Below are 25,185 nucleotides of genomic sequence, written 5' to 3'. Positions count from 1 at the left end.
CCCGGGGCGTCGAGCAAAAGCGTTGCCCATGAGCGCGACCGTTCCCCCTTCCGCCGAGGCCGCGCGGGGGCGCGGCGCGCGCCTCCGGGTCGCGGCGCTCCTCGTGATCTCGGCGCTCGGCCTCGGGGTCGCGCTCGTGTCGTACTTCCGGTACGCCGCGGTCTGGCTGCGCCAGCCGCCGCGCCTCGACGCGTGCGCGCACGTCGCGCGGCGCTCGCTCCTGCAGGAGGAGCCGGTCACGGGCACGATCCCGCACATGACGCTCGAGGGGAGCATCGTGTACCTGCGGCCGAGCGAGGATCGGGCGGTGGGGTGCCTCGGGCGCATGTCGAGCTCGCTGGCGTCGGCCTTCGCGGCGGCGTTCGCCGAGCTCGAGCCCGCGGCCCGGGCGCGGGCGCTCGCGACGGCGATGAAGGACCACGTGCCGCAGGATCCTTCGGCCGATCGGGAGGCGATCTCGGCGTGGGTGATCGCGTCGGCGGCGATGCGCGCGTTACCCGAGACGCCCGAGACGACGGCCGCGCGGGACGAGATCAACCAGAGGAACGCGTGCCGCTTCAGGTTGCGCTCGACGTGCCCGACGCGGCCGCCGATCCCGATCGTGGTGTGGGCGGCGGGCGTCCCGTCGTCGCTCGGCCTGCTCTTCGGCGCGGGCCTCGGCGTACGCGCGCTCGTGCGCCTCGTGCAGCGGCGTCGGCGACGCAAGGCCGCCTGAGCGCGTCGCGCTCGTCAGTCGCCCTCGTCGAGCAGCCGCACGGCGCCCTCGATCGAGACGAGCTTGCCGACGAGGTAAAGCACGTCGTCCTCCCGGAGCGGCGCGCTCGGCGTGACGTCCTCGCAGAGCGAGCCGCCCCTGCGGATCGCCACCAGGCTCGCGCCGGTCTTGCGGCGTAGATCGAGGTCGAGCGGGCTCTTGCCACACGCGAACGATCCGCTCCGCACGAGGAACGTCTCGACCTTGAGCTCGCCGAGCTCGTGCAGCTCCGCGAGCGTGGGCCTCTGCAGCGTCGGCTTGCGCACGAAGAGCCCTTTGCTGTCGCGGCGCGCGACGTTCACGCGTTCGATGATCACGTTCCGCGGGACGGCGCGTCGGCGCAAGACGCGGGCGATCATCTCGAGCCCGGCCTCGAGCTCCTCGAAGACCACCTCGTCGGCGCCGAGATCGGCGAGCGCCCGGTCGGCGGCGATGTAGTGGGCGCGCACGAGCACGGGGATCTCCGGCGCGCTTCGCTTGGCGGCGGCCACGGCGCGGCGCGTGGCCTCGGGGTCGTTGATGAGCAGGACGAGCGCCGCGGCGTGCTCGACCCGCGCGTTCGCGAGCGCCTCGGGGCTCGTGACGTCCGCGTAATACGCAGGCTCGCCCGCCTCGCGCGCGGCGCGTACGGTCTCCGCGTTCAGCTCGAGCACGAGGTAGGGCACGTGGGTCTCGGCGAGCGCGCGCGCGAGCATCCTGCCGGCCACGCCGTAGCCGACGATGATCACGTGCTCCGAGAGCGCGCTGTGCTCGGGCATGGGCTCGTCGATGCCGCGCGCGCCGAGCAGCCGCTCGAGCGGCTTCAGGATCTTCTCCCCGGCGCGCACGCGCGGCGCGAGGTGCATGGCGAGGGGCGTGATGATCATGCTGAGCACGCCTGCCGCGAGGAGCGCTCGATCTTCGGCCGGCGTGATCAGCCCGTTGCGCTCGGCGAGCGTCGCGAGCACGAAGCCGAACTCGCCGAACTGCGCGAGCCCCACGCCGGCGAGCCAGGCGACGCGGGCGGGGAAGCGCATCGACAGGGCCGAGAGCGTCGCGATGAACCCTTTGCCGAGGACGAACGCGGCGAGGTAGAGGCCCACGGAGATCGGCTCTTCGACGAGCACGTGCACGTCGAGCAGCATGCCGAGCGAGACGAAGAACAGGCTCGTGAACGCGTGGCGCAGCGGCAGCACGTCGCCGATCGCGCGGTGCGCGTACTCGCTGCCCGCGAGCAAGATGCCCGCGAGGAACGCGCCGAGCGCCAGCGAGAGCCCGGCGAGCGAGGTGAGGAACGCCGTCGCGAGGCAGATGCCGAGCACGGCCATGAGGAAGAGCTCGCGGCTGCGCGCGCGGTCGACCATCGCGAAGAACCGCGGCACGAGCGAGCGAGCCACCACCACCGTGACCAGCACGAGCAGCGCAGCCTTGCCCAGCGCGAGCGCGAGGTCCCGCGTCGGATCGCCTCCGGACCGACCCGCGAGGATCGGGATCACGAGCACCATCGGCACGACGCAGAGGTCCTGGAAGATCAACGCGCCGACGATGAAGCGGCCGTGCGGCGCGTCGACCTCGCCGCGCTCGGCGAGCGTCCGCAGCACGAGCGCGGTGCTGGAGAGCGCGAACAAGAAGCCGAAGAGGACCCCGCGTGAGAAAGGTTCGCCCGCGACGCGCGCGCAGAGGACCGCCGCGAGGATCGTGAGGCCGACCTGGAGCGAGCCGCCGATCGTGACGGTCTTGGCGATCTGGCGCAGCCGTTCGAGCGAGAACTCGAGGCCGATGCCGAAGAGCAGGAGCACGACGCCGATCTCGGCGAGCGACTGGATGCGGTGCGCGTCGCTGAGCAGCCCGAAGCCCGTGGGGCCGAGGAAGGCGCCCGCGAGCAAGAGGCCCGCCACGGCGGGCAGACGCACGCGGCCGAGGAGGAGGACGACGACAACACCGACGATCGAGATGATCGCCAGGTCTCGAAGGATCGGGATCTGCTCCATGGTCCGCCGCCGCCGCCGCGGGACGCGGGATGCACGAAACGCGCGCGCCTCAGCGTGGGGGCGACGTCCCGCGGGCGAGCGCCTCGATCGCCGCGAGGTCTCGCGCCGCGGCATCGGGCGGGGCCGGCTTTCGAGGCCAGGCGAGCTCGAGCTCGCCGTCGAACCAGTACAGGTGCTGCGCGTCGACGTGGCCGTGCGCCCCGCCCACGGCCGCGAGCGCCACGAGCGCCTGCCCGAGCCGCTCGATCGTCGCCGCGTCGAGCGATCGCGGCGCATCGGCGAGCGCCTTGCCGAGCGGCGGAGCGACCCAGATCTCGCCGGCCGCGCGGTCCACGCGCAGCACCGTCGGCAGCGCGGGCGACCCGGCCCGCGCGAAGGCGCGCGCTTGCGCGAGCGAGGCCTCGTCCATCGGGATCACGAGCACCTCGCGGTCGAGCCATGCGTCGTGCCGCAGGCTCGCCATGTCGCGCCCGTCGCCGAGCGCGAGCGGCGGCCCGAGGCGATCACCTTGCTTCGGCGCGGCGGGACGTTCGCTCTCGTTCGTCGTGGTCCATCGCTTCGGCAGCGCCTCCGGCCAGCGGAGCGCCGAGAGCGCTCGCCGCGCTTCGAAGGCGTCCTCGGGCCTCCGATCCGGTTCTTCGGCGAGCAGCGTGGCCACGGCGGCGTCGTGCTCCGGACCGAGCTCGGGGTTCTTCTCGCTCGGCGCGGCACCGTGGAAGCGCCCGCGCACGGGCTCCGCGGCTTCTCCCGTGAGCAGCTCGTAAAGCACGGCGCCCACCGCGTAGAGATCACTCGTGATCCCTGCCGGACGGCCGAGCCTCTGCTCGGGCGACATGTACGCGTACGTGCCGATCGCGCCGGCCGTCGCCGTGCTCGACAGGTCGCCGAGGTGCGCCGCGCCGAAGTCCGAGAGCATCGCCGTCCCCGCGTCGTCGAAGAGCACGTTCGCGGGCTTCACGTCGCGGTGCAGGATCCCGAGCCGGTGCGCCTCGCCGAGCGCCGACAGGAGCAGGCAGGTGATCTCCGCGGCGCGCGCCGGCGCCATCGGCCCCTCGCGCATCTTGTCCGCGAGCGACCCGCCGCGCATGAACGCGAGCACCATCGCCGGCCCTTCGGGCACGTACTGATGCAGCGGCACCACGTTCGGGTGTCGCAGCCGCTCGAGCGCGCGCGCCTCGCGTTCGAAGCGTTGCAGCGCGTCGCGCCCCGCGCCCTCGACGAGCCCGCTGAAGATCTTCACCGCGACGCGCTCGCCGCTGATCCGATCCACCGCCTCGACGAGCCTCGCGTGCGCCGACTGCGCGATCTCGCGCGTCGTCTCGTAGCGCCCGAAGAGGACCACGCCTCCGGCGCGCCGCTCGTTTTTCCGGCCCGACGCCTTCGGCGCGTCCTTCGCCGGCGTCTCGTCGTGCACCCCGAGCCGCGCCATCTCCGCGCGCGCCTCCCGCGCCGCTTCGGCGAGCCCGACCTCCTCGAAGCACCGCGCGAGCAAGGGCAGCGCCGCGGCTCGCTCCGGCGCTGCGACGTCGATCTGCTGCAGCGCCTTGATCGCCCCCTCGGTCCGCCCGTGCCGCGCGAGCAGCGCGCCCAGCGCGAGCCGCGGCGCGGCCTCGTCCGGTCGCTGTCGGATCACGCTCTCCAGCGCGCGCGCCGCCTCCGCGGGTTGCCCCGCGCGCTCGAAGCTCTCGGCCGCGCGTAGCGCCTCGCCGGCCACGACGAACGCGCTCGCCGCCTCCGCGTGCTCGCCGAGCAACGCGTAGAGCGCCCCTGCGTACTTGCCGAACCCGCGCGACGCGAGATCCGACGCCGCGGCCAGCGCCACCTCGCGTGGCAGCCGCTCCGCGACCCGCGTGATCGCCTCCCGCGTCGTCGCCTCGTCCCCGCCGAGCGCGCCGAGCCGCGCTGCCCGCCGCGCGTCCCCCGCGAGCAACGCCTCCCGCGCCGCCCCCGCGAAATCACATGCCTCCTCGAGCCTGCGCGACGCCGCCGCGTGCGCCCGGGCCTCTTCTGCCGTCTCGCGCTCGTCGGGGTTCATCGCGGCTTCACCGCTGGTTTGGCCGGACAGATGTTCGTCAGGGCGACGCCGCCACGATCGTCGCGCGGACGACGACGGACAGATCGAACCGGAGCTCGCCCGCGTCGACGCCCGCGGCCGCGAAGCCGCCCTGGCGGATGCGGTGCACCGAGAGCGCGACCTGCGCGGGCAGCGCGCCCCACGTCTTCTTGCCGAGCACCGACTCGGGGATCACGCCCTCGCCCGAATCGTTGTAGGCGCAACGAACACCCGTGCCGCTCGGGTCCGTCAGGTCCACGTAGACGAGGTCGCCCACCGCGGGCGCTTCGCTCGCCGTCCAGCGCAGCGTCGCGGCCGCCTCCTCCTCGAGCAACAAGCCGTCCGCGAGCGCGGCTTCGCCGAGACGAACCTGCTCCGGCGCGCTCGGCGCGTCGGCCTCGATCGCGAACGGGTTCAGCGTCGCCGAGCCCGTGCTCTCGAGCACGTACCGCGCGGGCGCCGGCAGATCACTCTGCGCGTCGCGCGACGTGTAAAACACGCCCGAGACGAACGCGCCCACGTCCGGGAACGCGCGCGTCGCGAGGGGCATGCGGGTCGTGCCGGCCTGGATCGACAGGTCGCCCACGTCGAGCAGCTCGATCGTGCCGAGCCCGGCGAGCGCGTCCGCGTCCTCGGCCGCGGCGAACGGCGTGAGCGCCACGCACTCGCCCGCCGCCGGCAGCTCGAGCCACGATCCACCCACCACGCGCTCGGCCACCTCGGGATCCGCGCCGGACGCGAGGCGCATGAACTTCGCCGACACGTTCGTCTGGACGAACTCGCCCTCGGCGACGCTGCGTTCGACGAGGACGATCGCCTCGGTCGTGGACCCGGTCGCGCTCGCGACGTCGTCGGCCACGGGGGCCGAGCAACCGCCCACGACAACGCCGAGAGAGGCGAGGAGCGCGGGCAGCGGGACGTTCGAAGAGCGCATGATCGGCAGTCTATGGCGGGTCCTCGGGGCGGGCAAGCACATCACCCGAGGTCGCTCCCCTGCGCGCGATTTACGGCCAAAAATGGCCCGCCCGGGCTCAGAAGCCCACGACCAGGGCGCCCGCCGGGGTCAACGAGAACTGATCAAACGAGACGTCCGTGTCACCCAGGCTGCCGGAGACCGTGTGCCAGTCCCCGCCGACCTCCAGCGCCACGTGCACGTGGCGGAAGCCCAGCCGCAGCCCCGCCACCATCCCGACCCGGACGTGTTGTCCCGCGAGCGAGAGCGGCTTCGTCGCTGCCGGGTCGCTCGAGGCCATGCTCCCCCGCACCCAGGAGATCCCCGCCCGCGGGCCGATCCAGCCAGAATAAAGCTCCCCCGTGCTCCTCCACCCGAGGAGCAGCGGTACGTCGAGCCCCCCGCCCGTCCCGCCTGCGAGCCCGCCCTCCGTCCCCGACCTCGCCAGGATCAGCTCGCCGCCGAGCCCCGTCGAGAGCGTAACGCTCTTCGTCAACGTGAACGCGTGCCGTCCGTCCAGACGAACCGCCCGCCCCGAGTACGTGAGCCCCGCCTCGTTCGAGCCCGCGATGCCGACGCGGGCGCCCAACCAGGGCGCGACGGCGGGCGCGATCGCCAGGTCCTGGAGGGCCTGCTCGACGGGCGCCTCGGCCGTCCCGGGCGCGCCTGGGAGCGCGGCGAGGACGGGCCGGCCGGACAAACCCGCGCCTACCGTGACCTTGCCGGGCGAAAGGACGTGCGCGGGATGAAGGAGGGGCGCGCCGCCGCCGCAACCACCCAGGCCCAGCGCGCAAATCGCGAGGGCGAGCGGCCAGAGCTCGGGGCGGGCCGTGGGCGGGTGCACCTCGGGCGCGGCGCTCCTCGGGGTTACTTGCGGAAACGGGAGGGGAAGTCGTTCTTGGTGACGCGCGACTTGAGCTCGCCGTCGTCCGGGTGCAGGCGAGCGGCGCGGGTGATGAGCGCCTCCTCGGTCTCCACGCGCTTCGGGTCGGGCAAGCAGCACTCCACCGGACAAACAGCCTGGCAGGCCTCGTGATCGTAGAAGCCGACGCACTCGGTGCAGAGCTCGGGGTCGATCACGTAGATCTCGTCGCCCTCGCTGATCGCCTCGTTGGGGCACTCCGGCTCGCAAGCGCCGCAGTTGATGCAATCTTCGGTGATGTAAGTGGCCATGGGGTTGCTTGGTCCTCCGGGGGTGCGGTCCGGAATTTCCCGGTATCTAAAGGGCGGCGCCCCGGCTGTCAATTCGAGCCTTCCGTGCTCGACGAAGCCCGGGCTCCCGGGCCGCGCGCCCTCCAGAAAATGGGCGGGCAGGGAGCGGCGCCTCCATCCTGCATTCCCCCGGGCCATCCGTCCAGAGCTACCCCGCAGCGTGACGTCACGAGCCGCCGGTCGCCTCCGATCGGCCGGCAAATTCTGCGTCCAGCGCGCCGTCCGCGGCGCCCGGTTGCACGCCGGCCCGAGGCCCGTTAGTACGCTTGCCCTGCGATGCCCCGACTCCGCGTGATCACGCTCTGCCTCGCCGCCCTCGTCGCTGCGCTCGCCGGCTGCAAGCCGAAGATCGGGGACGACTGCACCAACTCGCTCGACTGCTCGCAGATCGGCGACCGCCTCTGCGACGCGAACCAGCCGGGCGGTTATTGCACCCTCTTCGCGTGCGAGCCCGACAAGTGCCCGGAGGGCGACGGGGTCTGCGTCGCGTTCTCCTCGGAGCTCGATCCGGCCTGTGGCCCCGCCGACGACGCGAGCTGGGGTCGCTTCGAACGGACCTTCTGCATGGCCGGCTGCGAGGACGACGGCGACTGCCGCGACGGCTACGAGTGCGCAAAGCCGTCCGAGCGCGCCGCGCGCATCATCGACTTCGAGCCACTCGCGCAGCGCATCTGCGTGGTGAAGATCCCCCCGCCGCCCGTGTCGACCGAGGTGCCGCAAATCTGCCTGCCCTCGACCGCGCCCGCCCCCCCGCCCCCCTACGTGCCCACGGGCGCAGGAGGCGGAGGTGGAGCCGGCGGTGCAGGCGGAGCGGGAGGCGCAGGAGGCGCAGGCGGAGCGGGAGGTGCCGGCGGCGCAGGCGGAGCGGGAGGCGCAGGCGGAGCGGGAGGTGCCGGCGGCGCAGGCGGAGCCGGAGGCGCAGGCGGAGGCGCAGGCGCGGGCGGAGCCGGAGGCGCGGGCGGCGGTCCCTGAGGTCTTTCCGGACCATCCGCGGGGCGTGCGCCGGCACCCGCCGTGCTAGCCTCGCCGCGCATGTTCCGGGCGCCTGCGTTACCTCGCACCCTCGACGCCGCCCTGCGCGACGTGGGCTCGTCCAAGCCCTCCGTGCGCGCGGACGCCGTGCGTGATCTCGTCCGCCACGCCGAGGACGCGCGTAGCCAGGTCGTGCGGGCCCTCGAGCGCGCGCTCTCCGATGAAGCCGCGACCGTCCGCTCGGCCGCCGCGCTCGGGCTCGCGGACGTGGGCGCGAACGAGGCGCTGCCCGCCTTGCTCGTCGCCATCGAGGACGACGACGTCCACGTCCGGCAGATGGCCCTGACGGCGCTCGGCGAGATCGGCGACTGCCGCGCCGCGCAGAGGCTCGCCCGCGCGCTCGAAGATGCCCGCGCCGAGGTCCGGTTCCAGGCGGTCATCGCCTACGCCCGCGTCTGCAAGGATCGAGCGTCCGTCGTCGAGGCGCTCGCCGCGCGCACGCGAGACGCCGACCCGCTCGTCTGCCACATCGCGCTGCGCATGGCCGAGGAGATCGGCGGCGGCGAGGGCGACCCCGCGGTGGATCCGATCCTCGTGGCGAGGGCGCGCGCCCTGCTCGAACACGCCTCGCCGACGGTGCGCGTCGCCGCCGCCGTGGTGCTCGCGCACAGCGGCGATCGGGCGGGGGCCAAGGTGCTCGCGTCCGTGGTGAACGGCTCGATCAAGACGGAGGACGCCGAGGACGAGGCGGCCGCCGTCGAGCTCGCGGGTTCGCTCGGACTGGAAGAGGCGCGCGTGGGGCTCGAGCGTCGGGCGTTCGGCGGCGCGTTTGGCCTCGGCCGCGACCGCTTCGCGTGGCACGCGCGTGTGGCGCTCGCGAGCATGGGCCACGCCCGCGCCACGCGTGAGATCACCGACGAGCTCGGCTCGTGGGATCGCAACAAGCGCACGCTCGCGGTCGCCGCTGTCGGTCGGGCGCGCATCCGCTCGGCCCGCGCGCTCGTCGCGGCCATGGAGGGGGATCCTTCGCGGGCCGATCCGCACGCCGTGAGCGAGGCCCTCCTCGCGCTCGCGGAGGACGAACCTGCATGAACGAGTCGAGAGATCCGAACGCCGTCCGCTTCGACCCGGCGTCCGGCGCCGATCACGTCGAGAGCTACTTCCTCAAGGCGAACGACCCTTCGGGCGAACGCGCGCTCTGGATCAAGGCCACGATCTTCGCCTCCGCGCGCGAACCCGGGCGACCCCTCGCCGAGGGCTGGGCGATCGCCTTCGATCGTCGCGGCGGGACGAGCAAACACGTCGCGGTCAAGCACGTGCTCCCCTTCTCGGACGCGCTCTTCGGCGCGGAGGGCCTCGACATCGCCTGGAGCATCGCGGGCTCGGACGACCGCATGCGCATCCGGCCCGGCGACACGCACGGGCGCATCACGCGGCGCGAACACTCGATCCGCTGGGACCTTCGATTCGACGGCGAAGCGCGCCCGTTCGTCCCCTTCCCGCACCCCGCGATGTACCGCGGCAAGTTCCCGAAATCGAAGACCCTCACCCCGTACCCCGACCTCGTCTTCTCCGGCGAGGTCGACGTCGACGGCGAGCGCTGGGACCTCTCTGGTTGGCGCGGCATGCAGGGGCACAACTGGGGCCGTGGGCACGCCGATCTTTATGCCTGGTGCCACGTCAACACCTGGGAGAGCGAAGCGGACCTGACCGTCGAAGCTCTCTCCGGCCGCGTCCGCGTGGGCCCTGTGCTCACGCCGCTCGTCACCCTCGTCTGCGCGCGTTTCCGCGGCGTGACCTACACCTGGAACGGCCCGCTCGAGATCGCGCGCGCGCACGGCGACGTCGGCCTGCGTCGCTACAGCTTCTCCGCCGAGGGCCACGCGGCGCGCATCGAGGGCACCTTCGAGGCCGAGACCGACGACATGGTGGGCCTCTACTACCCGAACCCCGACGGCCCCATGACCTACTGCCTGAACAGCAAGCTCGCGCGCGCCCATCTGCGCTTCGAGGCCGCGGGCAGGCCGCCCGTCGTCGTGAAGAGCCACGCGGCCGCGCTCGAGATCGGCACGCGCGACGCCGACCACGGCGTGAGGATGCACGTATGAACGACGTTTTCACCGAGGCCGATCTGGCCCCCGATCCGCAGGAAAAGTGGGCGCATATCGCCTCGATCGTCGACCGCGTCGCGGCCCTCGTCGCCGTCCTCGCGGGCGGCGTGTACATCGGCGGCATGGTCGCGCTCGGCGCTTGCGCGGCGCCCGCCGTCTTCGCCCTCGCCCCCGCGCCTTTCTCGGGCAACGCGATGGGCGCGGCCTTCGCGCGTTTCGACAAGATCGCCCTCGGCGCGGCCCTCTGCGTGCTCGCCGCCGAGGTCGCGAGGACCGTCGCCGCGCGTCGCCGCGGCCGCACGATCCTCTCGCGCCTCCGCCGCTCCTGCACCCTCTTCATGGCCGTCTCCGCGGCCTACGTCGGTTTGTCGCTCACGCCGCGTATCAACGACCTGCATCGCCAAGGCGTGCGCCGCGATGGTACGCCGCAGGGACAGGTCCTCGAGCTCGTGCACCAGCGCGCGGAGCTCTTTGGCAAGATCGGCACGGGGATGGCTCTCGGCCTCGTCGCGCTCACCATCTTCACCATCCAGCCGCGCAGGCCGGACGACGAGGAAGATGACGAAGAGGCGGTCGCGCCCTTGCCGCCGGGCCCTCGCGACGGCTGAAGCGAGGCGGTCTGGCTGGGCGGACCGGCTGGCCCTTCCGTGGCTCTCCAGGTATGATTCGGCCTTCTGGAAGGCGAGGTTTGCTGCCCGTCACGCGGGTGGCCTGGTCTTTCTTTTCGTTCGCGTGGAGGCGGCCGATGAACATGAAGAGCGCATGGTGGGTCTTCGCGACCCTTGGATTGAGCCTCGGGCTCACGGTCAACAGCGTGGGCTGCGGAGACAGCAGCGGGACCGGCGGCAGCGGCGGGACGGCCGGTGAGGGCGGCGCTGGCGGCGGCACGGGCGGCACCGGCGCCGTGGGCAGCAGCGGCACGGGTGGCACGGTCGATTCGGGCGATTGGCTCGCCTTGCCTTGTACGACCGACGCCGAGTGCGCCCCTGGCACCTGCTACCTGGCGGACAAGGACGACCCGGTCTTCGGCGGCGGCCCGCAGGGCGGTTACTGCAGCAAGCCCTGCCAGAAGAGCGGCGATTGCCCGGGCGTCGGCACCATCTGTTACAAGGGCGCGGGCGGCAACGCGGCCGAGGGTCGTTGCCTCGCCTCGTGCGAGGTCGGCAATCCTCCGCTCCAGTCCCTCGCCGACCCGCTCGATCCCTTCAAGTGCCAGGGCCGCGAGGAGCTCGGCTGCGTCCGGCTCTCGGCCGGCGACGTCTGCTCCCCCGCGTGTTTGAACGACGAGGCCTGCGGCGAGGGCCGCATCTGCGATCTCGCGCGGGGCGTCTGCGTCACCGACATCACGCCCGGCAAGGATTTCGGCGCGCTCTGCAATCCGACGGCGGCCCCGGACGAGTGTGGCAATGGCTCGTGTATCGGCGGCCTCTCGGAGATGAAGGGCTTCTGCTCGGGCCTCTGCACCCTCGGCGGCTCCCTGAACGCCGGTGATTGCGGCGGCCTCGAGAACGGCCTTTGTGTCCTCTCGCCGGTCGTCCAGGGCTGCACCCCCGGCCCCGACACCAACTGCACGGGCCCCGGCGACCTCGGGTTCTGCACGAATAGCTGCACCTCGCACGAGGACTGCGTCGCCCCCGACTTCTGGTGCTGGGGCATCATCCAGGGCAACCCGGCCAACGTCGGTTACTGCCTGCCGATGCCCAAGTGCGACATGGGTGGCCAGATGGATTGCGGCAACGCGCAGAACGGCCTGACCTGCACCGACACGGTGCACGGCAAGTACTGCATCGACGCCGACTACCCGCTCGGCGCGCTCGGCGGCGGCGGCGCTGGCGGCGCTGGCGGCGCTGGCGGAATGGGCGGCGGCGGCGGCATGGGCGGCGGCGGCGGCATGGGCGGCGCCGGTGGCATGGGCGGCGCTGGTGGCATGGGCGGCGCTGGTGGTGCCGGCGGCATGGGCGGCGCGGGCGGCATGGGCGGCATGCCCTGATCCCTCGCTTGCGCTGACGCGCGTGGACGAGGCCGCGGCGGGTTTGCTGCGGCCTCTTCCTTTTCGAAGCCTCGACGTGGCTCGTGGTATCGTCGCGGCATGTCGCCGATCCGCTTGCTTTCTCTCGTCCTCGTCTCGCTCTCGGCTGGGCTTTTCCTGGGTTGTCCGGGCACGGACGGCGACAACGACCCGAGCGGCACGGCGGGCACGGGGGGCGTCGGCGGCGCGGGCGGCGCGGGTGGCGCGGGTGGCGTCGGTGGTATCGGCGGCGCGGGCGGCATGACCACCTCGTCGACGGGCGCCGGCGGCACGCCCACGTGCACCGATTACAGCGACGTCCCCGAGGTCGACTGCAATCTGCTCGCGCAGGACTGCGAAGACCCGAACGCGTCCTGCCGGCCGAGCCTCGACGGGACGGCCACGGTCTGCGAGGGCGGCGCGGGCATCAAGGGCGTCGGCGCGCCCTGCACGCAGACCCCTTCGGGCCTCGGCGAATGCGGCGTCGGCCTCTATTGCGTCTTCGGCTTCTGCTCGCCGATCTGCTGCCAGAGCGCGCCCGAGCAGTTCTGCGGCAGCGCCCAGTGCAACGTCTACCGCTCGTACGGGCAGAGCCGGCTCTGGCTCTGCAACTTCGCCAAGTCCTGCACGCTCTTCGACGGGAAAGAGTGCCCCGACGGGCACCAGTGCCGCCTGAGCATCGTCAACCAGGACCTCTCGCTCTGCGCGCCCCTCGCGGGCGCGGGCGTCGCGGAGGGCGAGGCCTGCGACGACCTCAACGACTGCGGCGCGAACCAGCGCTGCGAGGCCCAGATTTGCCGCTACACCTGCCTCGTCGACGGCGCGCAGAACCTCGCGCCGGGCTCGGGCGGCTGCCCCACGGGCCAGACGTGCAACCCGCTCCCGGGGACGACGACGTACGGGTTCTGCAGCCCTTGAGGTGTTGACCCTCTACACCTGGGCCGTTTCGCGCTAGGTTTGCCCGCATGCACGAACACGACGTCGAGGCCCGACGGGTGGCCTCGCAGGCGCCCGAGGCGCCGGCTCCCCGCGCCGACGAGGCTCCGGATCTGGGGCTCTTCCGCGTGCTGCGTGACGACGGCAGCGCCGATCCCGAGACCGATCCGGCCCTCGCCCCGCACGTGCTGCTCCGCGCCTACCGCGAGATGAAGCGCGTGCGCCTCATCGACACGCGCATGATGCTCCTGCAGCGCCAGGGCCGCGTCCACTTCGCGGGCGAGTGTCGCGGCCAGGAGGCAACGTCCATCGCCACGGGCCTCGTGCTCGAGCGTGACGACTGGGTGTTCCCCGCCCTGCGCGAGAGCGCCATCATGCTCGTGCGAGGCTTCCCGCTCCGCGCCTACATCGCCCAGTATTTCGGCAACGCCGGCGACGTCCTCAAGGGCCGGCAGATGCCCTCGCACATGAGCGGCCGCGCCGTGAACCAGGTCGCCTGGTCGAGCTGCATGGCGACGCAGCTCCCGCACGCCGTCGGCGCCGCCTGGGCCGCCAAGATGCGCAAGGACAAAGCCGTCGTCGTCGGCTTCGTCGGCGACGGCGGCACGAGCGAGCCCGATTTCCACAACGCGCTGAACTTCGCGGGCGTCTTCAAGGTCCCCTGCGTCCTGGTTTGTCAAAACAACCACTGGGCGATCAGCGTCCCTTCGGCCCGGCAGACGGCGTCGGCCACGTTCGCGGTGAAGGGCCGCGCGTACGGCGTCCCTTCGGTGCGCGTGGACGGCAACGACGTGCTCGCGCTCCATCGCGTGGTCGGCGACGCCGTCGCGCGCGCGCGGAGCGGCGGCGGGCCCACGTTCATCGAGAGCGTGACCTACCGCATGGGCGCGCACTCTTCGAGCGACGATCCCACGCGGTACCGCTCGCAGGAGGAGGTCGACATGTGGGCGCAGCGCGACCCGATCGCGCGCCTGCGCCGCCACCTCGTGCAACGCGGCCTGCTCGACGAGGCTGAAGAGGCGGCGATGGAGGAGGGGCTCATGGCCGAGATCAGCGCGGCGATCCAGGAGGTCGAGGCGCTCGGCCCGCCCGCGCGCGAGACGCTCTTCGACGACGTCTACGCCGAGCTGCCGTGGCACCTGGCCGAACAAAGGGCCGAGGTCCTCTCCAGCCCGCCGTTTGCGACGGGGGGGCCCGAGAGCCCCCCCAAACCCCCCGGCGTCGCGAGCGGCCGCGGGCACTGACCCCCCTGGTCGGCCTCTTTTTCCGACCCCACCTCTCTCGCGACATGGTAATCCGCGCCCGTCGGGGGCTGTCGGCCCGCGTTCTAGAATGGAGAATCGGATGATGAAGACCTACGACGCGATCGTCATCGGCGGCGGCCCCGGCGGCTACGTCTGCGCGATTCGGCTCGGCCAGCTCAAGCAAAAGACCCTCTGCATCGAGAAGGAAGAGGTCGGCGGCGTCTGCCTCAACTGGGGCTGCATCCCGTCGAAGGCGCTCATCGCCGCGGCCCACACCTACGAGAAGATGCACTCGATGGGCACGATGGGCATCAAGGTCGGCTCGGTCGAGCACGACCCGAACGCGATGCAGGACTGGAAAGAGGGCATCGTCAAGCGCCTCACGGGCGGCGTGCGAGGCCTGCTCAAGTCGAACGGCGCCGACCTCATGGCCGGCACGGCGAAGATCGTCTCGCCGAACCGCGTCGAGGTGACGAAGGCCGACGGCTCGGTCGAGACGATCGAGGCGACGAAGGGCATCGTGCTCGCGACGGGCTCGTCGACCATCGAGATCCCGAGCTTCAAGTTCGACGGCAAGCAGATCATCGGCGCGAAGGAGGCCGTCAGCCTGCGTGAGGTCCCGAAGCGGATGCTCGTCATCGGCGGCGGCGTGATCGGGCTCGAGCTCGGCATGGTCTACCAGGCCTTCGGCGCCGAGCTCGTCGTCGTCGAGGCGCTGCCGACGCTGCTCACGGGCGTCGATCAGGACTGCGTGAAGGTCGTCGAGCGCCGCATCCAGAAGCGCGGCGGCAAGATCTACAAGAACGCCAAGGCCATGGGCTACGAGAAGCAGGCCGACGGCTCGCTCGCCGTGAAGATCGACATCGAGGGCAAGCCCGAGACGATCGTCACGGACATGGTCCTCGTCGCGGTCGGCATGCGCCCGAACTCGCGCGGCATCGGCCTCGAGAACGTGGGCGTGAACGTCGACAAGCGTGGGTTCGTCCCGGCGGACGAGTTCGGCCGGACGAACGTGCCTTCGATCTACTCCATCGGCGACCTCTCGGGCCCGCCCATGCTCGCGCACAAGGCCTCGAAGGAGGGTGAGATCATCGCGGAGGTCATCGCGGGCCACAAGGCGGCGAAGGACTGGGCTTGCATCCCGGGCGCGATCTTCACCGACCCCGAGATCGCGACCGCGGGCCTGACGGCCGAGGAGGCGCAGGCGAAGGGCATCGAGGTCACGGTCGGCAAGTTCCCGTTCGCCGCGCTCGGCAAGGCGATGGCGATGATGGAGACCGACGGCTTCGTGAAGGTCGTGACCGACAAGAAGACGAAGCAGGTGCTCGGCGTGCACATCGTCGGCCCCGAGGCGAGCACGATGATCAGCGAGGGCGCGCTCGCGCTCGAGATGGCCGCGTTCGCCGAGGACCTCGCGCTCACGATCCACCCGCACCCGACGCTCGGCGAGGCGTTCATGGAAGCGGCGGCGCACGCGATGGGCGCCGCGGTCCACATCGTCAACCGCTGAGCTTCAGCCCTCCGCCCCTCTCCGCTCGAAGCACTCCTCCGGCACCCGCTGCTTCTTCCGCGTGACGCGTGTCGCCTCCACGAAGGCCGCCGTCACCGGATCGTGGTAGCCGCTCGCCCCGCGCAGATCCGGCACGATCGCCTGGTAATGCCGCACGATCCTCCCCATCAGGATCTCGCGCATCCACTTGCCCACCATCGACGAGAGCGCGACGAGCAGATCCGTCGCGTCGCCATCCCGCACGAACGCGATCTCTCCGACCCCGGGGAAGTGGTACGCGCTCCTCGCCCGCGACTCCTCCAGCACCACGTGCATCCGCCCCCCGAGCGGCCCGAACGCGCCGCCGTACTTCCCGAACCCGCCCACCTTCCCGCAGACCGCGCGCACGTCCTCGCCTGCGTCCTTCCGCATCAACAGGATGAGCCGCTCCATCGCGTGCAGGTCCATCACGAACCGGTTCTTCCCCGCCGCGAGCCCGTCGTTCAGCCGCTTCGCGCAGAGCACCTCGCTCCGCACGGACACGATCGTCACGCCCTTCTTCTCCAGCCGATCGAGGTCCTTGTGGATCATCCCCACGAGCTCCGCGGGCGCCGTGAACGCCTCGCCCGTCGCTCCCCAGCACTGCGCCTCCACGTGCGGCGGACACATCGCGCGTAGCTCTGCCCGGTCCTCGCTCGTGATCGCGTGCGCGAGCTCGTCCGGGTTCGTGGCCGCCGCCGCGCGCCCTCCGCCTCGCTCCACCAGCGCGCGCGCCCACGCCTCCGCGAGCCCCACGTCGCCGTAGGCCACCATCGCCTTCGAGTCCCCCAGCCGCTCGGCCAGGCCTCCTCGTGGCTTCCGCCCCACGATCGCCGCGCCCTCCTCGGTCACCCGCGCCATCACCGCCGTGACCAGCATCGGCCCGAGCCGAGGCCCGAGGCCGTTTTCGTCCGCGCCGATGCGGAAGCTCGCCGTCGCCTTCTCCATCGCGCCGGCTTTTGCCATGAACGGAGCGCCGTGTCATCGCGGTCACGACGTGCTCGTTCACCCCTTTTCGCCTGGCTTGGCGTATCCTACATGGACCCTGATGCGCATCGGCGGGCGAGCGGGCCGGTTCCTGGGTGCCTTCGTGGGGGCTTTTGCGGCCTTCCTGTCTGCTTGTGCGCGTCCCGCGCTCACCCGCGACGGCCAGGTCGTCTTCGCGCCTTCCGGCGGCCGCCGCGGCGCCTCCGTCATCACCGCGAACGGCGTCGAGTTCATGGACGCCACCGAGCAACCCAAGCCCGTCGTTCGTCGCAGCCCGAACGACCCGTGGACCCCGCCCACGGGCTTCCTCGTCCCCAAGGACGGCATCTGGCGCAAGACCTCGAGCCCCGTCGCCCTCCAGGGCCGCGGCCTCGCCGTCGTCGTTCGATCGAGCGACTCGCTCGTCCCGAGCTGGGGCGGGGAGGTCCTCCTCCGCATCGACGCCATCGCCCCGGCCGACGCGTTCCCCGCCGCCAAACCCTCCGTGCGCGAGCCTCGCCGCCTCGCCATCGTGCTCGACGGCCGAAACCCCAACACCGCGCCCCTCGCGCGTGTCGCCCTCGACGACCTCGGGAACAGGGATCGCGTCGCCATCATCGACGCCTCCGGCCCGCGTGTCGTCGTCCCTGCCTTGCCTGGCTCGCATCGCACCTTGCTCGACGGCGCGATCACGCGTGTCCTCGAGCGCCCTCGTGGCGGCGCGGCCGTCGCGAACACGCGCGACCTCGCGGGCGCGCTCGCCCTCGCGCGAGGGTTCGTCGGCGTGAAGGTCGCCGAAGGTGGTGCCCTCCCTCCCGCGGGGCAGGTCCTCGTCTTGAGTGATGGCATCGGCGTCGCGCAGGCGGGCCTTCGGCTCGCGAACGAGGTCGCCACGCTTCGCCGCGCGGGCGTGCGCATCTCGGCCGTCGGCACGCCCGATCGCCTCGACGCCTCGCACCTCGCGCCCCTCGGCGACGACGTCTACGCGGGCGGCAGCTTCGCCGATCGCGAGGACGCCGTCGCGGAGCTCGTCCCTCCGCCTGGCGACGTCGTGCTCGAGGACGTCGAGCTCACCGTGCACTCCGTCCCTGCGCCCGTCCGTGTCCTCGAGGTCTCGGGTGGGCTCGCGGCGCTCGCGCTCGATCGCGATCGCCTCCTGCTCGGCGACCTCTACGCGGGTGAAGCGCGCACCGAGATCGCCCGCGTCGCCATGCCCGTGTGGGTCCCGGGCGAGCCCTGCGAGATCACCGTCTCGGCGCGTTACCGTGATGCGGCCACGGGCACCTGGCATACGGCCACGCGCACCATCCATGCTCGTTACGACGACGACGTCGAGCGCATCGCCAGCGCGCGGCATGGCGACGTCATCGCGTATGCCTCGGCGCTCGCCATGGTCCGGAGGCTCGGCCGCATCTTCCAGGGCAGCCGCTTCGACGACCTCGGCGGCCTCCGCCCCGTCGTCACCCTCCAGGCTGACTCCCTCGCCGCCCTCTCCCGATCGAGCCGCGACCCCGCGCTCGGCGCGCAGGCCGAGGTCCTGCGCACGTTGCTCGGCGCGATCGAGGATTGACCGCGCTCACCGGCTGAGAATGGTATTCAGCGACAAACGTCGCCCGGACCATCTGCCACGGTGAAACACTTCTTTCCGGACGGGCATCCGTCGTTGGGTTCGCCGCGCCGGCAGCGGACGACGCACTCGTGGAACATCGGCCCGCGTGGCCCTGCGATCCCGTAATACGACGCGCACGACTCGCCGGCGCCGCACGTCCTGCCTCCGCACGACCCGCTCGGCTGCGTCGGCGAGGCTGCGGCTGCTTCGTTCGTCGGGTTCACCGTCGGGGCCGGGGTCCCTCCCACCGTGGTCGGCGGGTTCGCGAGGGGCGTCGTGGTCGTCGGGGCCGGGGGCTTCGCCGCTTGCTCGGGCGTGGTGGCCGACGGCGTTCCGCTCGGCGTCGCCTCCGACGTGTTGCCCGTCCCCGTGGGGGCGTCGGGCGGCTGCGCGCCGCCATTGCAGGCCGAGAGGACCAGGATCGCCGCGATCGAACCGAGGAGACGCATAGGGACCACGAGCTTAGCAGAACCGCCCGGCCCGTGACCATCACGCGCCGTGACATCCCCCACGCCGCGCCGCTACCATCCTCTCCGTGCAACGCTTTCGCCTTCTCCTCGCCCTCTCGACCTCGCTCCTCCTCGCTTGTGGCTCGACCGACCCGCCGGCCGCGCTCCCCGACGCGCCTCGTTGCGAGATTGCGCTCCCTGCGCCCGAAGATCATCGCCTCGTGACCGACGGCGCCCTCCTTCGTGATGCCCTCGGCCGCGTCGTCTTCCTTCGTGGCGTCAACGCGGGCGGCCGCAGCAAGTTCGCGCCCTTCGTCCCCTTCGATTTCGAGCCCACCGAGGCTGGCTTCCAGGAGGCGCTCGATCGGTACCTCGATCGCGCTGCCTCCTTTGGTGTCTCCGCGCTCCGCGTCCCGTTTGTCTGGGCCGCCGTCGAGCCCACGCCGGGCATGGACGACGAGACCTTCCTCGCTCGGTACGACGCCCTGCTCGACGGCGCCTGGAAACGCCGCATCTGGACGATCATCGATTTCCACCAGGACATCTATTCTGACATCTACTGCGGCAGCGGCTTCCCTGGCTGGACCGTCCCCGGGCCGAACCCCGAGCCGCGCCACGATTGCCCCGACTGGTTCATCAAATACTCCCAGGACGAGGACGTGCGCGCCGCGTTCGACGCGTTCTGGTCCGACGAACATGGCGCCCGCACGGCGTATCGCGCGCTCTGGGAGCGCGTCGCCGCCCGCCACGCGGGCCGCCCGGGCGTCCTCGGCTACGAGCCCATCAACGAGCCCCACCAGGGCACCGCCGACCTGAAGACCTGGGAGAAGACCGTCCTCACGCCATTCTACACCGAAATGGCCGCCCTGATCCGGGCGAAGGACCCGACGGCGCTCGTCTTCTTCGACGCCACCGGCACCGACGCCATCGGCGCCTTCACGTACCTCGACAAACCGGAAGGCGAGGGCCTCGTCTTCGCCCCGCACTGGTACGACTATGTCGCGCTCTTCGGCGGCGTCCCGTCTCCTTCGAATGCGGCGGACGCGATGGCGAGATGGGCCGACAAGGGCCGCGAATGGAACATGCCCGTCCTCGTCGGCGAGTCGGGCGCGTCCTGGGAAATCGAGAACCTCGGCGAGTTCGTCACGGGCCTCTACGACGCCATGGACGAAAACGCCCTCCATTTCACGTACTGGGAGTACAGCGATTCGAAGGAGGGCTGGAACGAGGAGGACCTCTCCCTCGTCGATTACGAAGGCCAGGAGGTCACGGCCATGACCACGGCCCTCGTGCGCCCCTATCCCCGCGCCGTCGCCGGCGAGGCGCCGTCGTTCCGCCATGACGCCGCTGCGCGCCGGTTCGTCCTCGCCTACGACGCGCCCGTGGAGGACGGCGTCACCGAGATCGTCGTCCCCGAGCGGAGTTACCCCGAGGGCTACCGCGTCGAGCTCTCGAACGGCTGCGTCGACACCACGCGCCCCGGACTCTTGCTCGTCCGCCCTTCCGCGGGCCAGACCCGCGTCGAACTCTCGGTCGTCCCGCGCTGAAACAAGACGCAGCAGGCAAACAAAATCCCCCTCTCCCGCGGGCGGGAGAGGGGGTTTGGGGGTGAGGTCCTACTTCTTCACGCTCTGCAGCGCTTCCTGAATCCCGTACACCTGATCCGCGCCCGCCGGCACCTGCAGGCTCGATCCCTTGAAATCGTCGCCCACCGGCTCGATCGGCCCGCCCAGGCATTGCGCCAGGAACGTCTCCGCCACGGCATTGAAGCTCATCCGGTTCTCCGGCCGCGCGAACCCGTGCCCCTCGTCCGGATACAGCACGTACGTCACAGGGATGTTCTTCGCCTGCATCGCCTTCACGATCTGATCACTCTCCGCCTGCTTCACGCGCGGATCGTTCGCGCCCTGCCCGATGAGCAGCGGCTTCTTGATCTTGTCCACGTGCGAGAGCGGGCTCCGCGCCTCGAGCTGCTTCGCGCCTTCGGGCGTGTTCGGATCGCCCATTCGCTTGTGGAACGTCGCCACCATCGGCGCCCAGTACGGCGGGATCGTCGCGAGCAGCGTCTTCAGGTTCGACGGCCCCACGATGTCCACGCCGCAGGCGAACTGGTCCGGCGTGAACGTCAGCCCCACGAGCGTCGCGTACCCGCCGTAGCTCCCGCCCATGATCGCCACCTTCGCGGGATCGGCGACCTTCGAGTCCACCGACCATTTCACCGCGTCGATCAGGTCGTCGTGCATCTTGCCGGCCCACTCGTTGTTCGCCGCGTTCAGGAACTTCTTCCCGAACCCGGTCGAGCCCCGGTAGTTCACGCTGAGCACCGCATACCCGCGGTTCGCCAGCCACTGGTGCATCGGGTTCAGGCCCCAGTTGTCCCGCGCCCACGGCCCGCCGTGCACGAGGAGCACCATCGACAACGGTTTGTCAGGGCGCGCGTCCCCGTCCGGATCCGACGCCTTCGGCAGCGTCAAATAACTCACGAGCTCGAGCCCGTCGCGCGCCTTGATCACCACGGGGTGCATCTTCGCGAGCGGCTTGCCTTCGAGCGCCTTCAGGTTCGAGAACAGGAACTCCGTCTTCTTCTTGTCGCGGTCGTACCGGTAATACTTCACCGGCCCGTCCGAGGGCACGAGCGCCACGAGCCAGCGCTTGTCGTCGAGCGTCCGGCTGAGCACCATGATCTCCCCCTCGCCGAGCTTGCCGAGCAGCTCCAGGTCCGGCTGGATCGACTTGTCGACCGCCTGCCACGTCGGCCTCTCGTAGACCGCCGCCGCCGCCTGGACCTTCCCGGTCTTCGGGTGGCCCATGAAGCGCTGCACGTCCGCCTTCGGGTGCTCGACGAGCAGCTTCGGCTTCTTCGACGCGAAATCGACCTCGAAGAGCGCCGCCGTGTTCCGCCCGCGGCTGTCGACCAGGTAGAGCGTCTTGCCCGTCGCGTCGAAGCCCACCGGGTTCGTCGTCTCCGCGTCCTCGAAGGGCACGGTCAGGTACGGCTCCGGGTCCTTGCCCTTCTCCTTCGGCTTCGCGGACGGGTCGATGAACACGTCGCCGCCGTCGGGCGCCTTTCGCATCGCCAGGCGCACCTTGAAATCGTCGTCCGCGAGGACACCCGCGAAGTTGCCCTCGTTCTTGAAGACGAGCTTCTTGTCCCCGGTCTTGATGTTGATCCGGTAGATGTTGTGCACCTTCTTGTCGCGGTCGTTCATCCCGACGAGCACCTCGCCCGGGATCTTCGACGACACGCCCTCGATGCGCGCGGCGATCCCGTCGATCGGCGTGAGGTCCTTCGTCTCGCCCTTCTTCAGGTCGACCGCGTAGACGTGCCAGTTCTCGTCGCCGCCCTTGTCCTGCACGTAGAGCACGTGGTCGTTCGTGTAGGCCCAGAAATACCGGCGGATCCCGCGCACCTTGTCGGCCGTCACGGGCTTGGCCTTCGAGGGATCGTCGGCCGGGCCCACCCACACGTTCAGGACCCCGTCCACGGGCGCGAGGAACGAGATCTGCTTGCCGTCGTGGCTGAGCTGCGGGCTCGCGCGGTCCGGGTTGCCGAAGAGCACGTCGCGCGGGATGAGCGACGTATCCACCCGCGGCGCGGCTGGCGCCTTCGTCGCGGGCGCGGCGGCCGGGGGCGGCGTCGCGTCGGCCGTGCCCCCCGGCGGCGGGGGCGGCGGCGTCTCGGGCGGCGGAAACTCCGTCGTCTCCGCGCAAGCGGCGACGCCGACGAGCAGCGAAAGGACGAACGACAGGCCGATCTTCTTCGCGAGTACCATCGGGAAAACTCCTTCGTGCGTGTGTACCCCGTGGTGGACGCTCCCCCCGGGTGCGTGTGAACGGCGCTTTCATACTCCAAAAATCGGCCGGCCGTTCAGAACATCGCTCGGGAAAATTTCCGTTTGAGATCAAAGTAATTTGTGCAACGTTGTCGAGAACTTGCGGCCGGAGGTCTTGCCAGTCGGCGGTCCTGGCTTAGGGGAAGCTCGTCCGGACCTGGCCATGACGAACCCCGACCTCCTCCTCCGCGAAAGCTGCGTCCCCTCGGATCGCGTGCGCCTGGCGAACGACCGTGACCTCCGGCCCGACGGCGATTTCGTGCTCTACTGGATGACGGCGGCGCGGCGCACCCATTTCAACTTCGGCCTCGAGCGCGCCGCTGCGTGGGCGCGTGCCCTCGGCCGCCCCCTCGTCGTCCTCGAAGCCCTGCGCGTCGGTTACCTCCACGCGAGTGATCGTCTCCACGCGTTCGTCCTCCGGGGCATGGCCGACAATGCCCGCCGCCTCGCCGCGGCCGGCGTCGTCCACCACGCCTACGTCGAACCTCGGCCCGGGGCGGGCAAAGGCCTCGTCGCCGCGCTCGCCGGCCGCGCGTGCCTCGTCGTCACCGACGACTATCCCACGTTTTTCCTGCCCCGCATGATCGCCGCCGCCGCGAAGCAGATCCCCGTCCGCTTCGAGCAGGTCGATTCGAACGGCCTCTTGCCCATCCACGCCCCCGATCGTGTCTTCACCACCGCATTCTCGTTCCGCGCGTATCTCCAGAAAAACCTCCTCCCACACCTGCGCCATCGCCCGCTCGCCGATCCGCTCGCCGCGGCCCTCCCGGCGCCTTCGAAAGAGCTCCTCCCGCGGGATGTCCTCACGCGCTGGCCCATGGCCTCCCCCGAGCTCCTCTCGGCCTCGCCTGCCGCGCTCGCCGCGCTCCCGATCGATCACGCGGTCCCCGTCGTCACCCGCATCCCGGGCGGCCCCGAGGCCGGCCGCGCCGCGCTCGCCCATTTCCTCCGGGTGAACCTCATCCGTTACGACGCCGAGCGCAACGACCCCGACGCCCGCGCGACGAGCGGCCTCTCGCCTTATCTGCATTTGGGCCACGTCTCCGTGCACGAGGTCTTCGCCGAGCTCGAGCGGCTCGAGGGCTGGTCCGAAAAAAAGACCAAACCCGCCGGCGGCAAGCGCGAGGGCTTCTGGGGCATGAGCGCGCCTGCCGCGTCCTTCCTCGACGAGCTCGTCACCTGGCGCGAGATCGGCCTGAACCTCTGCGCCCTGCGGCCGGACGACGCGAAGCGGTTCGAGTCCCTCCCCGACTGGGCCCAGAAGACCCTCGCCGATCACGAACCCGACCCCCGCCCGGCGATCTATTCCCTCGCCGAGCTCGAGGGCGCGCGCACGGCCGATCCCCTCTGGAACGCGGCGCAACGCGAGCTCTTGCGGGACGGCCGCATCCACAACTACCTGCGTATGCTCTGGGGCAAACGCGTGCTCGAATGGACCCGCTCCCCGCGTGAGGCCCTCGCCGCCCTGATCGAGCTCAACGACAAGTACGCGCTCGACGGCCGCGACCCGAACTCGTATTCGGGCATCCTCTGGACGTTCGGCCGCTACGACCGCCCCTGGGCCCCGGAGCGGCCCATTTATGGCACGGTCCGCTACATGAGCTCGGCCAATACCTTGAAAAAAATCGACCTCGAGCGCTACCTCGTCGAGTTCGGCGGCCCCGAGGCGAGCGCGCGCCCCGACAAACGTCATGGCAAGCGCAAATGAGGAGAGGGCCGGGAGGAAGTTCCTTTATCCGCCCCGGCCCTCGGTTGTTCTTGTTTCGACGCGCCGCTGCGCGGACGCGCGAAGATCTACTTCTTCTCGCCTCCGCCCTCGCCCTCGGACTGCTTGCCTTCTTCGATCAGCTCCTTCACGCGCTGACCGCCCTTGTGTCCGATCTCGGAGTAGAACTCGGGCCCGTACTTGTCGCGAACGGTCTCGCCGCCCTTCTGCCCGCCCTTGTGCCCGATCTCGGAGTAAAACTCGGGGCCGTACTTCTCGCGCACGGTCTCGCCGCCCTTGCGTCCGATCTCGGCATAACCTTCGGAGCCGAGCTCTTCCTTGCGGGCCTCACCGCCCAGCCGTCCGGCCTCCTCGACGGTCATTTGACCCTTACCGGATTGCTCTTTTTTCTCCGCCATGGTCATCTCCTCTTCGTTTCTGGCAATCGCGCGGCGAGCCCGCGCTCGTCGCTGCTTGGCTACCGTTTCTGGCCCTGGCCGCCCTCGCCTTCGCTCTGCTTGCCTTCCTCGATGAGCTCGCGGACGCGCTGGCCGCCCTTGTGGCCGATTTCGGAGTAGAACTCGGGGCCATACTTGTCCCGGGTGTGTTCGCCGCCGATGTGGCCGCCTTTCCGGCCTGCCTCCTCGACGGTCATCTGACCTTTGCCCGGTTCGTCTTTGCGCTCTGGCATGCAGTTCCCTCCCAGCTACACGCCGAACATTCTCCGGCAGACCTGGGTGTCAATGGGGGGGCCGTGGAGGGGGCTCGCGACGGGCCCGTGCGGGGAGGGCTCCGCTCGCCGCAAAGCCCTCGCCGAGAGATCTCGCCGCGCCGATGAAACCGCCTCGACGCTCGCACGTAGAGCGCTACGATGAGTCGGCTC

The 25,185-nt window shown here is 71.1% G+C and carries 22 protein-coding genes; 12 read left to right on the top strand and 10 right to left on the bottom strand.

Annotated elements, in window-relative coordinates; all coding sequences use genetic code 11:
- The first annotated feature begins 28 nt into the window (after window positions 1-28).
- The gene (locus tag GF068_RS34170; protein ID WP_153823722.1) at window positions 29-715 is read left to right on the top strand and encodes a hypothetical protein; all 687 of its coding nucleotides are present in this window, start codon (window positions 29-31) and stop codon (window positions 713-715) included.
- A 14-nt stretch (window positions 716-729) separates the two neighbouring features.
- On the opposite strand, the gene GF068_RS34165 is transcribed toward GF068_RS34170, so the two are convergent.
- The 5 genes from GF068_RS34165 to GF068_RS34145 form a co-directional block, all read right to left on the bottom strand.
- Window positions 730-2,724, bottom strand: coding sequence for a monovalent cation:proton antiporter family protein (locus GF068_RS34165; RefSeq protein ID WP_170319845.1), 1,995 nt, complete (start codon window positions 2,722-2,724; stop codon window positions 730-732).
- A gap of 49 nt (window positions 2,725-2,773) precedes the next feature.
- Window positions 2,774-4,759, bottom strand: a complete 1,986-nt coding sequence (locus GF068_RS34160) for a serine/threonine-protein kinase (RefSeq protein WP_153823720.1) — start codon at window positions 4,757-4,759, stop codon at window positions 2,774-2,776.
- 37 nt (window positions 4,760-4,796) lie between these two features.
- Window positions 4,797-5,711, bottom strand: a complete 915-nt coding sequence (locus GF068_RS34155) for a hypothetical protein (protein ID WP_153823719.1) — start codon at window positions 5,709-5,711, stop codon at window positions 4,797-4,799.
- Between the two features lie 97 nt (window positions 5,712-5,808).
- Complete coding sequence (locus GF068_RS34150) at window positions 5,809-6,573, bottom strand: hypothetical protein (RefSeq protein ID WP_338046687.1); 765 nt, start codon at window positions 6,571-6,573, stop codon at window positions 5,809-5,811.
- A gap of 23 nt (window positions 6,574-6,596) precedes the next feature.
- Complete coding sequence (locus tag GF068_RS34145; protein ID WP_153823718.1) at window positions 6,597-6,902, bottom strand: YfhL family 4Fe-4S dicluster ferredoxin; 306 nt, start codon at window positions 6,900-6,902, stop codon at window positions 6,597-6,599.
- 315 nt (window positions 6,903-7,217) lie between these two features.
- Here GF068_RS34145 and GF068_RS44545 point away from each other — a divergent pair, with 315 nt between their 5' ends.
- The 8 genes from GF068_RS44545 to lpdA all read left to right on the top strand — a co-directional run bounded on the left by GF068_RS44545 (window position 7,218) and on the right by lpdA (window position 15,722).
- Entirely contained in the window at window positions 7,218-7,913 is a 696-nt protein-coding gene (locus GF068_RS44545; protein WP_206079607.1) for a hypothetical protein, read from the top strand.
- 60 nt (window positions 7,914-7,973) lie between these two features.
- Entirely contained in the window at window positions 7,974-9,005 is a 1,032-nt protein-coding gene (locus tag GF068_RS34135) for a HEAT repeat domain-containing protein (protein ID WP_153823717.1), read from the top strand.
- Window positions 9,002-10,021 carry a tocopherol cyclase family protein gene (locus tag GF068_RS34130; protein WP_153823716.1) on the top strand — a complete coding sequence of 340 codons (1,020 nt, stop codon included), beginning with the start codon at window positions 9,002-9,004 and terminating at the stop codon, window positions 10,019-10,021. Before GF068_RS34135 ends, GF068_RS34130 begins: the two co-directional genes overlap by 4 nt.
- A complete protein-coding gene (locus GF068_RS34125; protein ID WP_153823715.1) occupies window positions 10,018-10,632 on the top strand; it encodes a DUF4149 domain-containing protein in 615 nt (204 codons plus the stop codon). Before GF068_RS34130 ends, GF068_RS34125 begins: the two co-directional genes overlap by 4 nt.
- A 137-nt stretch (window positions 10,633-10,769) precedes the next feature.
- Window positions 10,770-12,014 (top strand): hypothetical protein, encoded by a 1,245-nt coding sequence (locus GF068_RS34120; RefSeq protein ID WP_153823714.1) that lies wholly within the window; start codon window positions 10,770-10,772, stop codon window positions 12,012-12,014.
- A 99-nt stretch (window positions 12,015-12,113) separates the two neighbouring features.
- On the top strand, window positions 12,114-12,950 hold the full coding sequence (locus GF068_RS34115) for a hypothetical protein (protein ID WP_153823713.1): 837 nt from the start codon (window positions 12,114-12,116) through the stop codon (window positions 12,948-12,950).
- Window positions 12,951-12,997: 47 nt separating this feature from the next.
- Window positions 12,998-14,212: a thiamine pyrophosphate-dependent dehydrogenase E1 component subunit alpha gene (locus GF068_RS34110; protein ID WP_153823712.1), complete on the top strand. Its 1,215-nt coding sequence runs from the start codon at window positions 12,998-13,000 to the stop codon at window positions 14,210-14,212.
- A 103-nt stretch (window positions 14,213-14,315) separates the two neighbouring features.
- The gene (gene lpdA, locus GF068_RS34105) at window positions 14,316-15,722 is read left to right on the top strand and encodes a dihydrolipoyl dehydrogenase (RefSeq protein WP_153823820.1); all 1,407 of its coding nucleotides are present in this window, start codon (window positions 14,316-14,318) and stop codon (window positions 15,720-15,722) included.
- A 3-nt stretch (window positions 15,723-15,725) separates the two neighbouring features.
- Here the strand turns inward: lpdA and GF068_RS34100 are convergent, their stop codons facing one another.
- Window positions 15,726-16,706, bottom strand: a complete 981-nt coding sequence (locus GF068_RS34100) for a hypothetical protein (protein ID WP_240807818.1) — start codon at window positions 16,704-16,706, stop codon at window positions 15,726-15,728.
- A 124-nt stretch (window positions 16,707-16,830) separates the two neighbouring features.
- Here GF068_RS34100 and GF068_RS34095 point away from each other — a divergent pair, with 124 nt between their 5' ends.
- Window positions 16,831-18,276, top strand: a complete 1,446-nt coding sequence (locus GF068_RS34095; RefSeq protein WP_153823711.1) for a vWA domain-containing protein — start codon at window positions 16,831-16,833, stop codon at window positions 18,274-18,276.
- Window positions 18,277-18,302: 26 nt separating this feature from the next.
- Here GF068_RS34095 and GF068_RS34090 read toward each other — a convergent pair whose 3' ends face one another.
- Window positions 18,303-18,764 carry a RodZ family helix-turn-helix domain-containing protein gene (locus GF068_RS34090; protein WP_153823710.1) on the bottom strand — a complete coding sequence of 154 codons (462 nt, stop codon included), beginning with the start codon at window positions 18,762-18,764 and terminating at the stop codon, window positions 18,303-18,305.
- 86 nt (window positions 18,765-18,850) lie between these two features.
- On the opposite strand from GF068_RS34090, the gene GF068_RS47215 reads away from it, so the two are divergent.
- Window positions 18,851-20,311 (top strand): cellulase family glycosylhydrolase, encoded by a 1,461-nt coding sequence (locus tag GF068_RS47215; protein ID WP_153823709.1) that lies wholly within the window; start codon window positions 18,851-18,853, stop codon window positions 20,309-20,311.
- A 69-nt stretch (window positions 20,312-20,380) separates the two neighbouring features.
- Here GF068_RS47215 and GF068_RS34080 read toward each other — a convergent pair whose 3' ends face one another.
- Complete coding sequence (locus tag GF068_RS34080) at window positions 20,381-22,537, bottom strand: S9 family peptidase (RefSeq protein ID WP_153823708.1); 2,157 nt, start codon at window positions 22,535-22,537, stop codon at window positions 20,381-20,383.
- Window positions 22,538-22,760: 223 nt separating this feature from the next.
- Between GF068_RS34080 and GF068_RS34075 the strand changes: the two genes are divergently transcribed.
- Window positions 22,761-24,305 (top strand): deoxyribodipyrimidine photolyase, encoded by a 1,545-nt coding sequence (locus GF068_RS34075; protein WP_153823707.1) that lies wholly within the window; start codon window positions 22,761-22,763, stop codon window positions 24,303-24,305.
- 86 nt (window positions 24,306-24,391) lie between these two features.
- Here the strand turns inward: GF068_RS34075 and GF068_RS34070 are convergent, their stop codons facing one another.
- Together GF068_RS34070 and GF068_RS34065 are read right to left on the bottom strand one after the other, a co-directional pair.
- On the bottom strand, window positions 24,392-24,721 hold the full coding sequence (locus GF068_RS34070; protein WP_211365420.1) for a KGG domain-containing protein: 330 nt from the start codon (window positions 24,719-24,721) through the stop codon (window positions 24,392-24,394).
- A gap of 59 nt (window positions 24,722-24,780) precedes the next feature.
- A complete protein-coding gene (locus GF068_RS34065) occupies window positions 24,781-24,993 on the bottom strand; it encodes a KGG domain-containing protein (RefSeq protein WP_153823705.1) in 213 nt (70 codons plus the stop codon).
- Between the last annotated feature and the right edge of the window lie 192 nt (window positions 24,994-25,185).

Source organism: Polyangium spumosum (assembly GCF_009649845.1).
Taxonomy (GTDB): Bacteria; Myxococcota_A; Polyangia; order Polyangiales; family Polyangiaceae; genus Polyangium; species Polyangium spumosum.
Note: the sequence above shows the minus strand (reverse complement) of the source record. Positions and strands in the feature narration are given on the sequence as shown.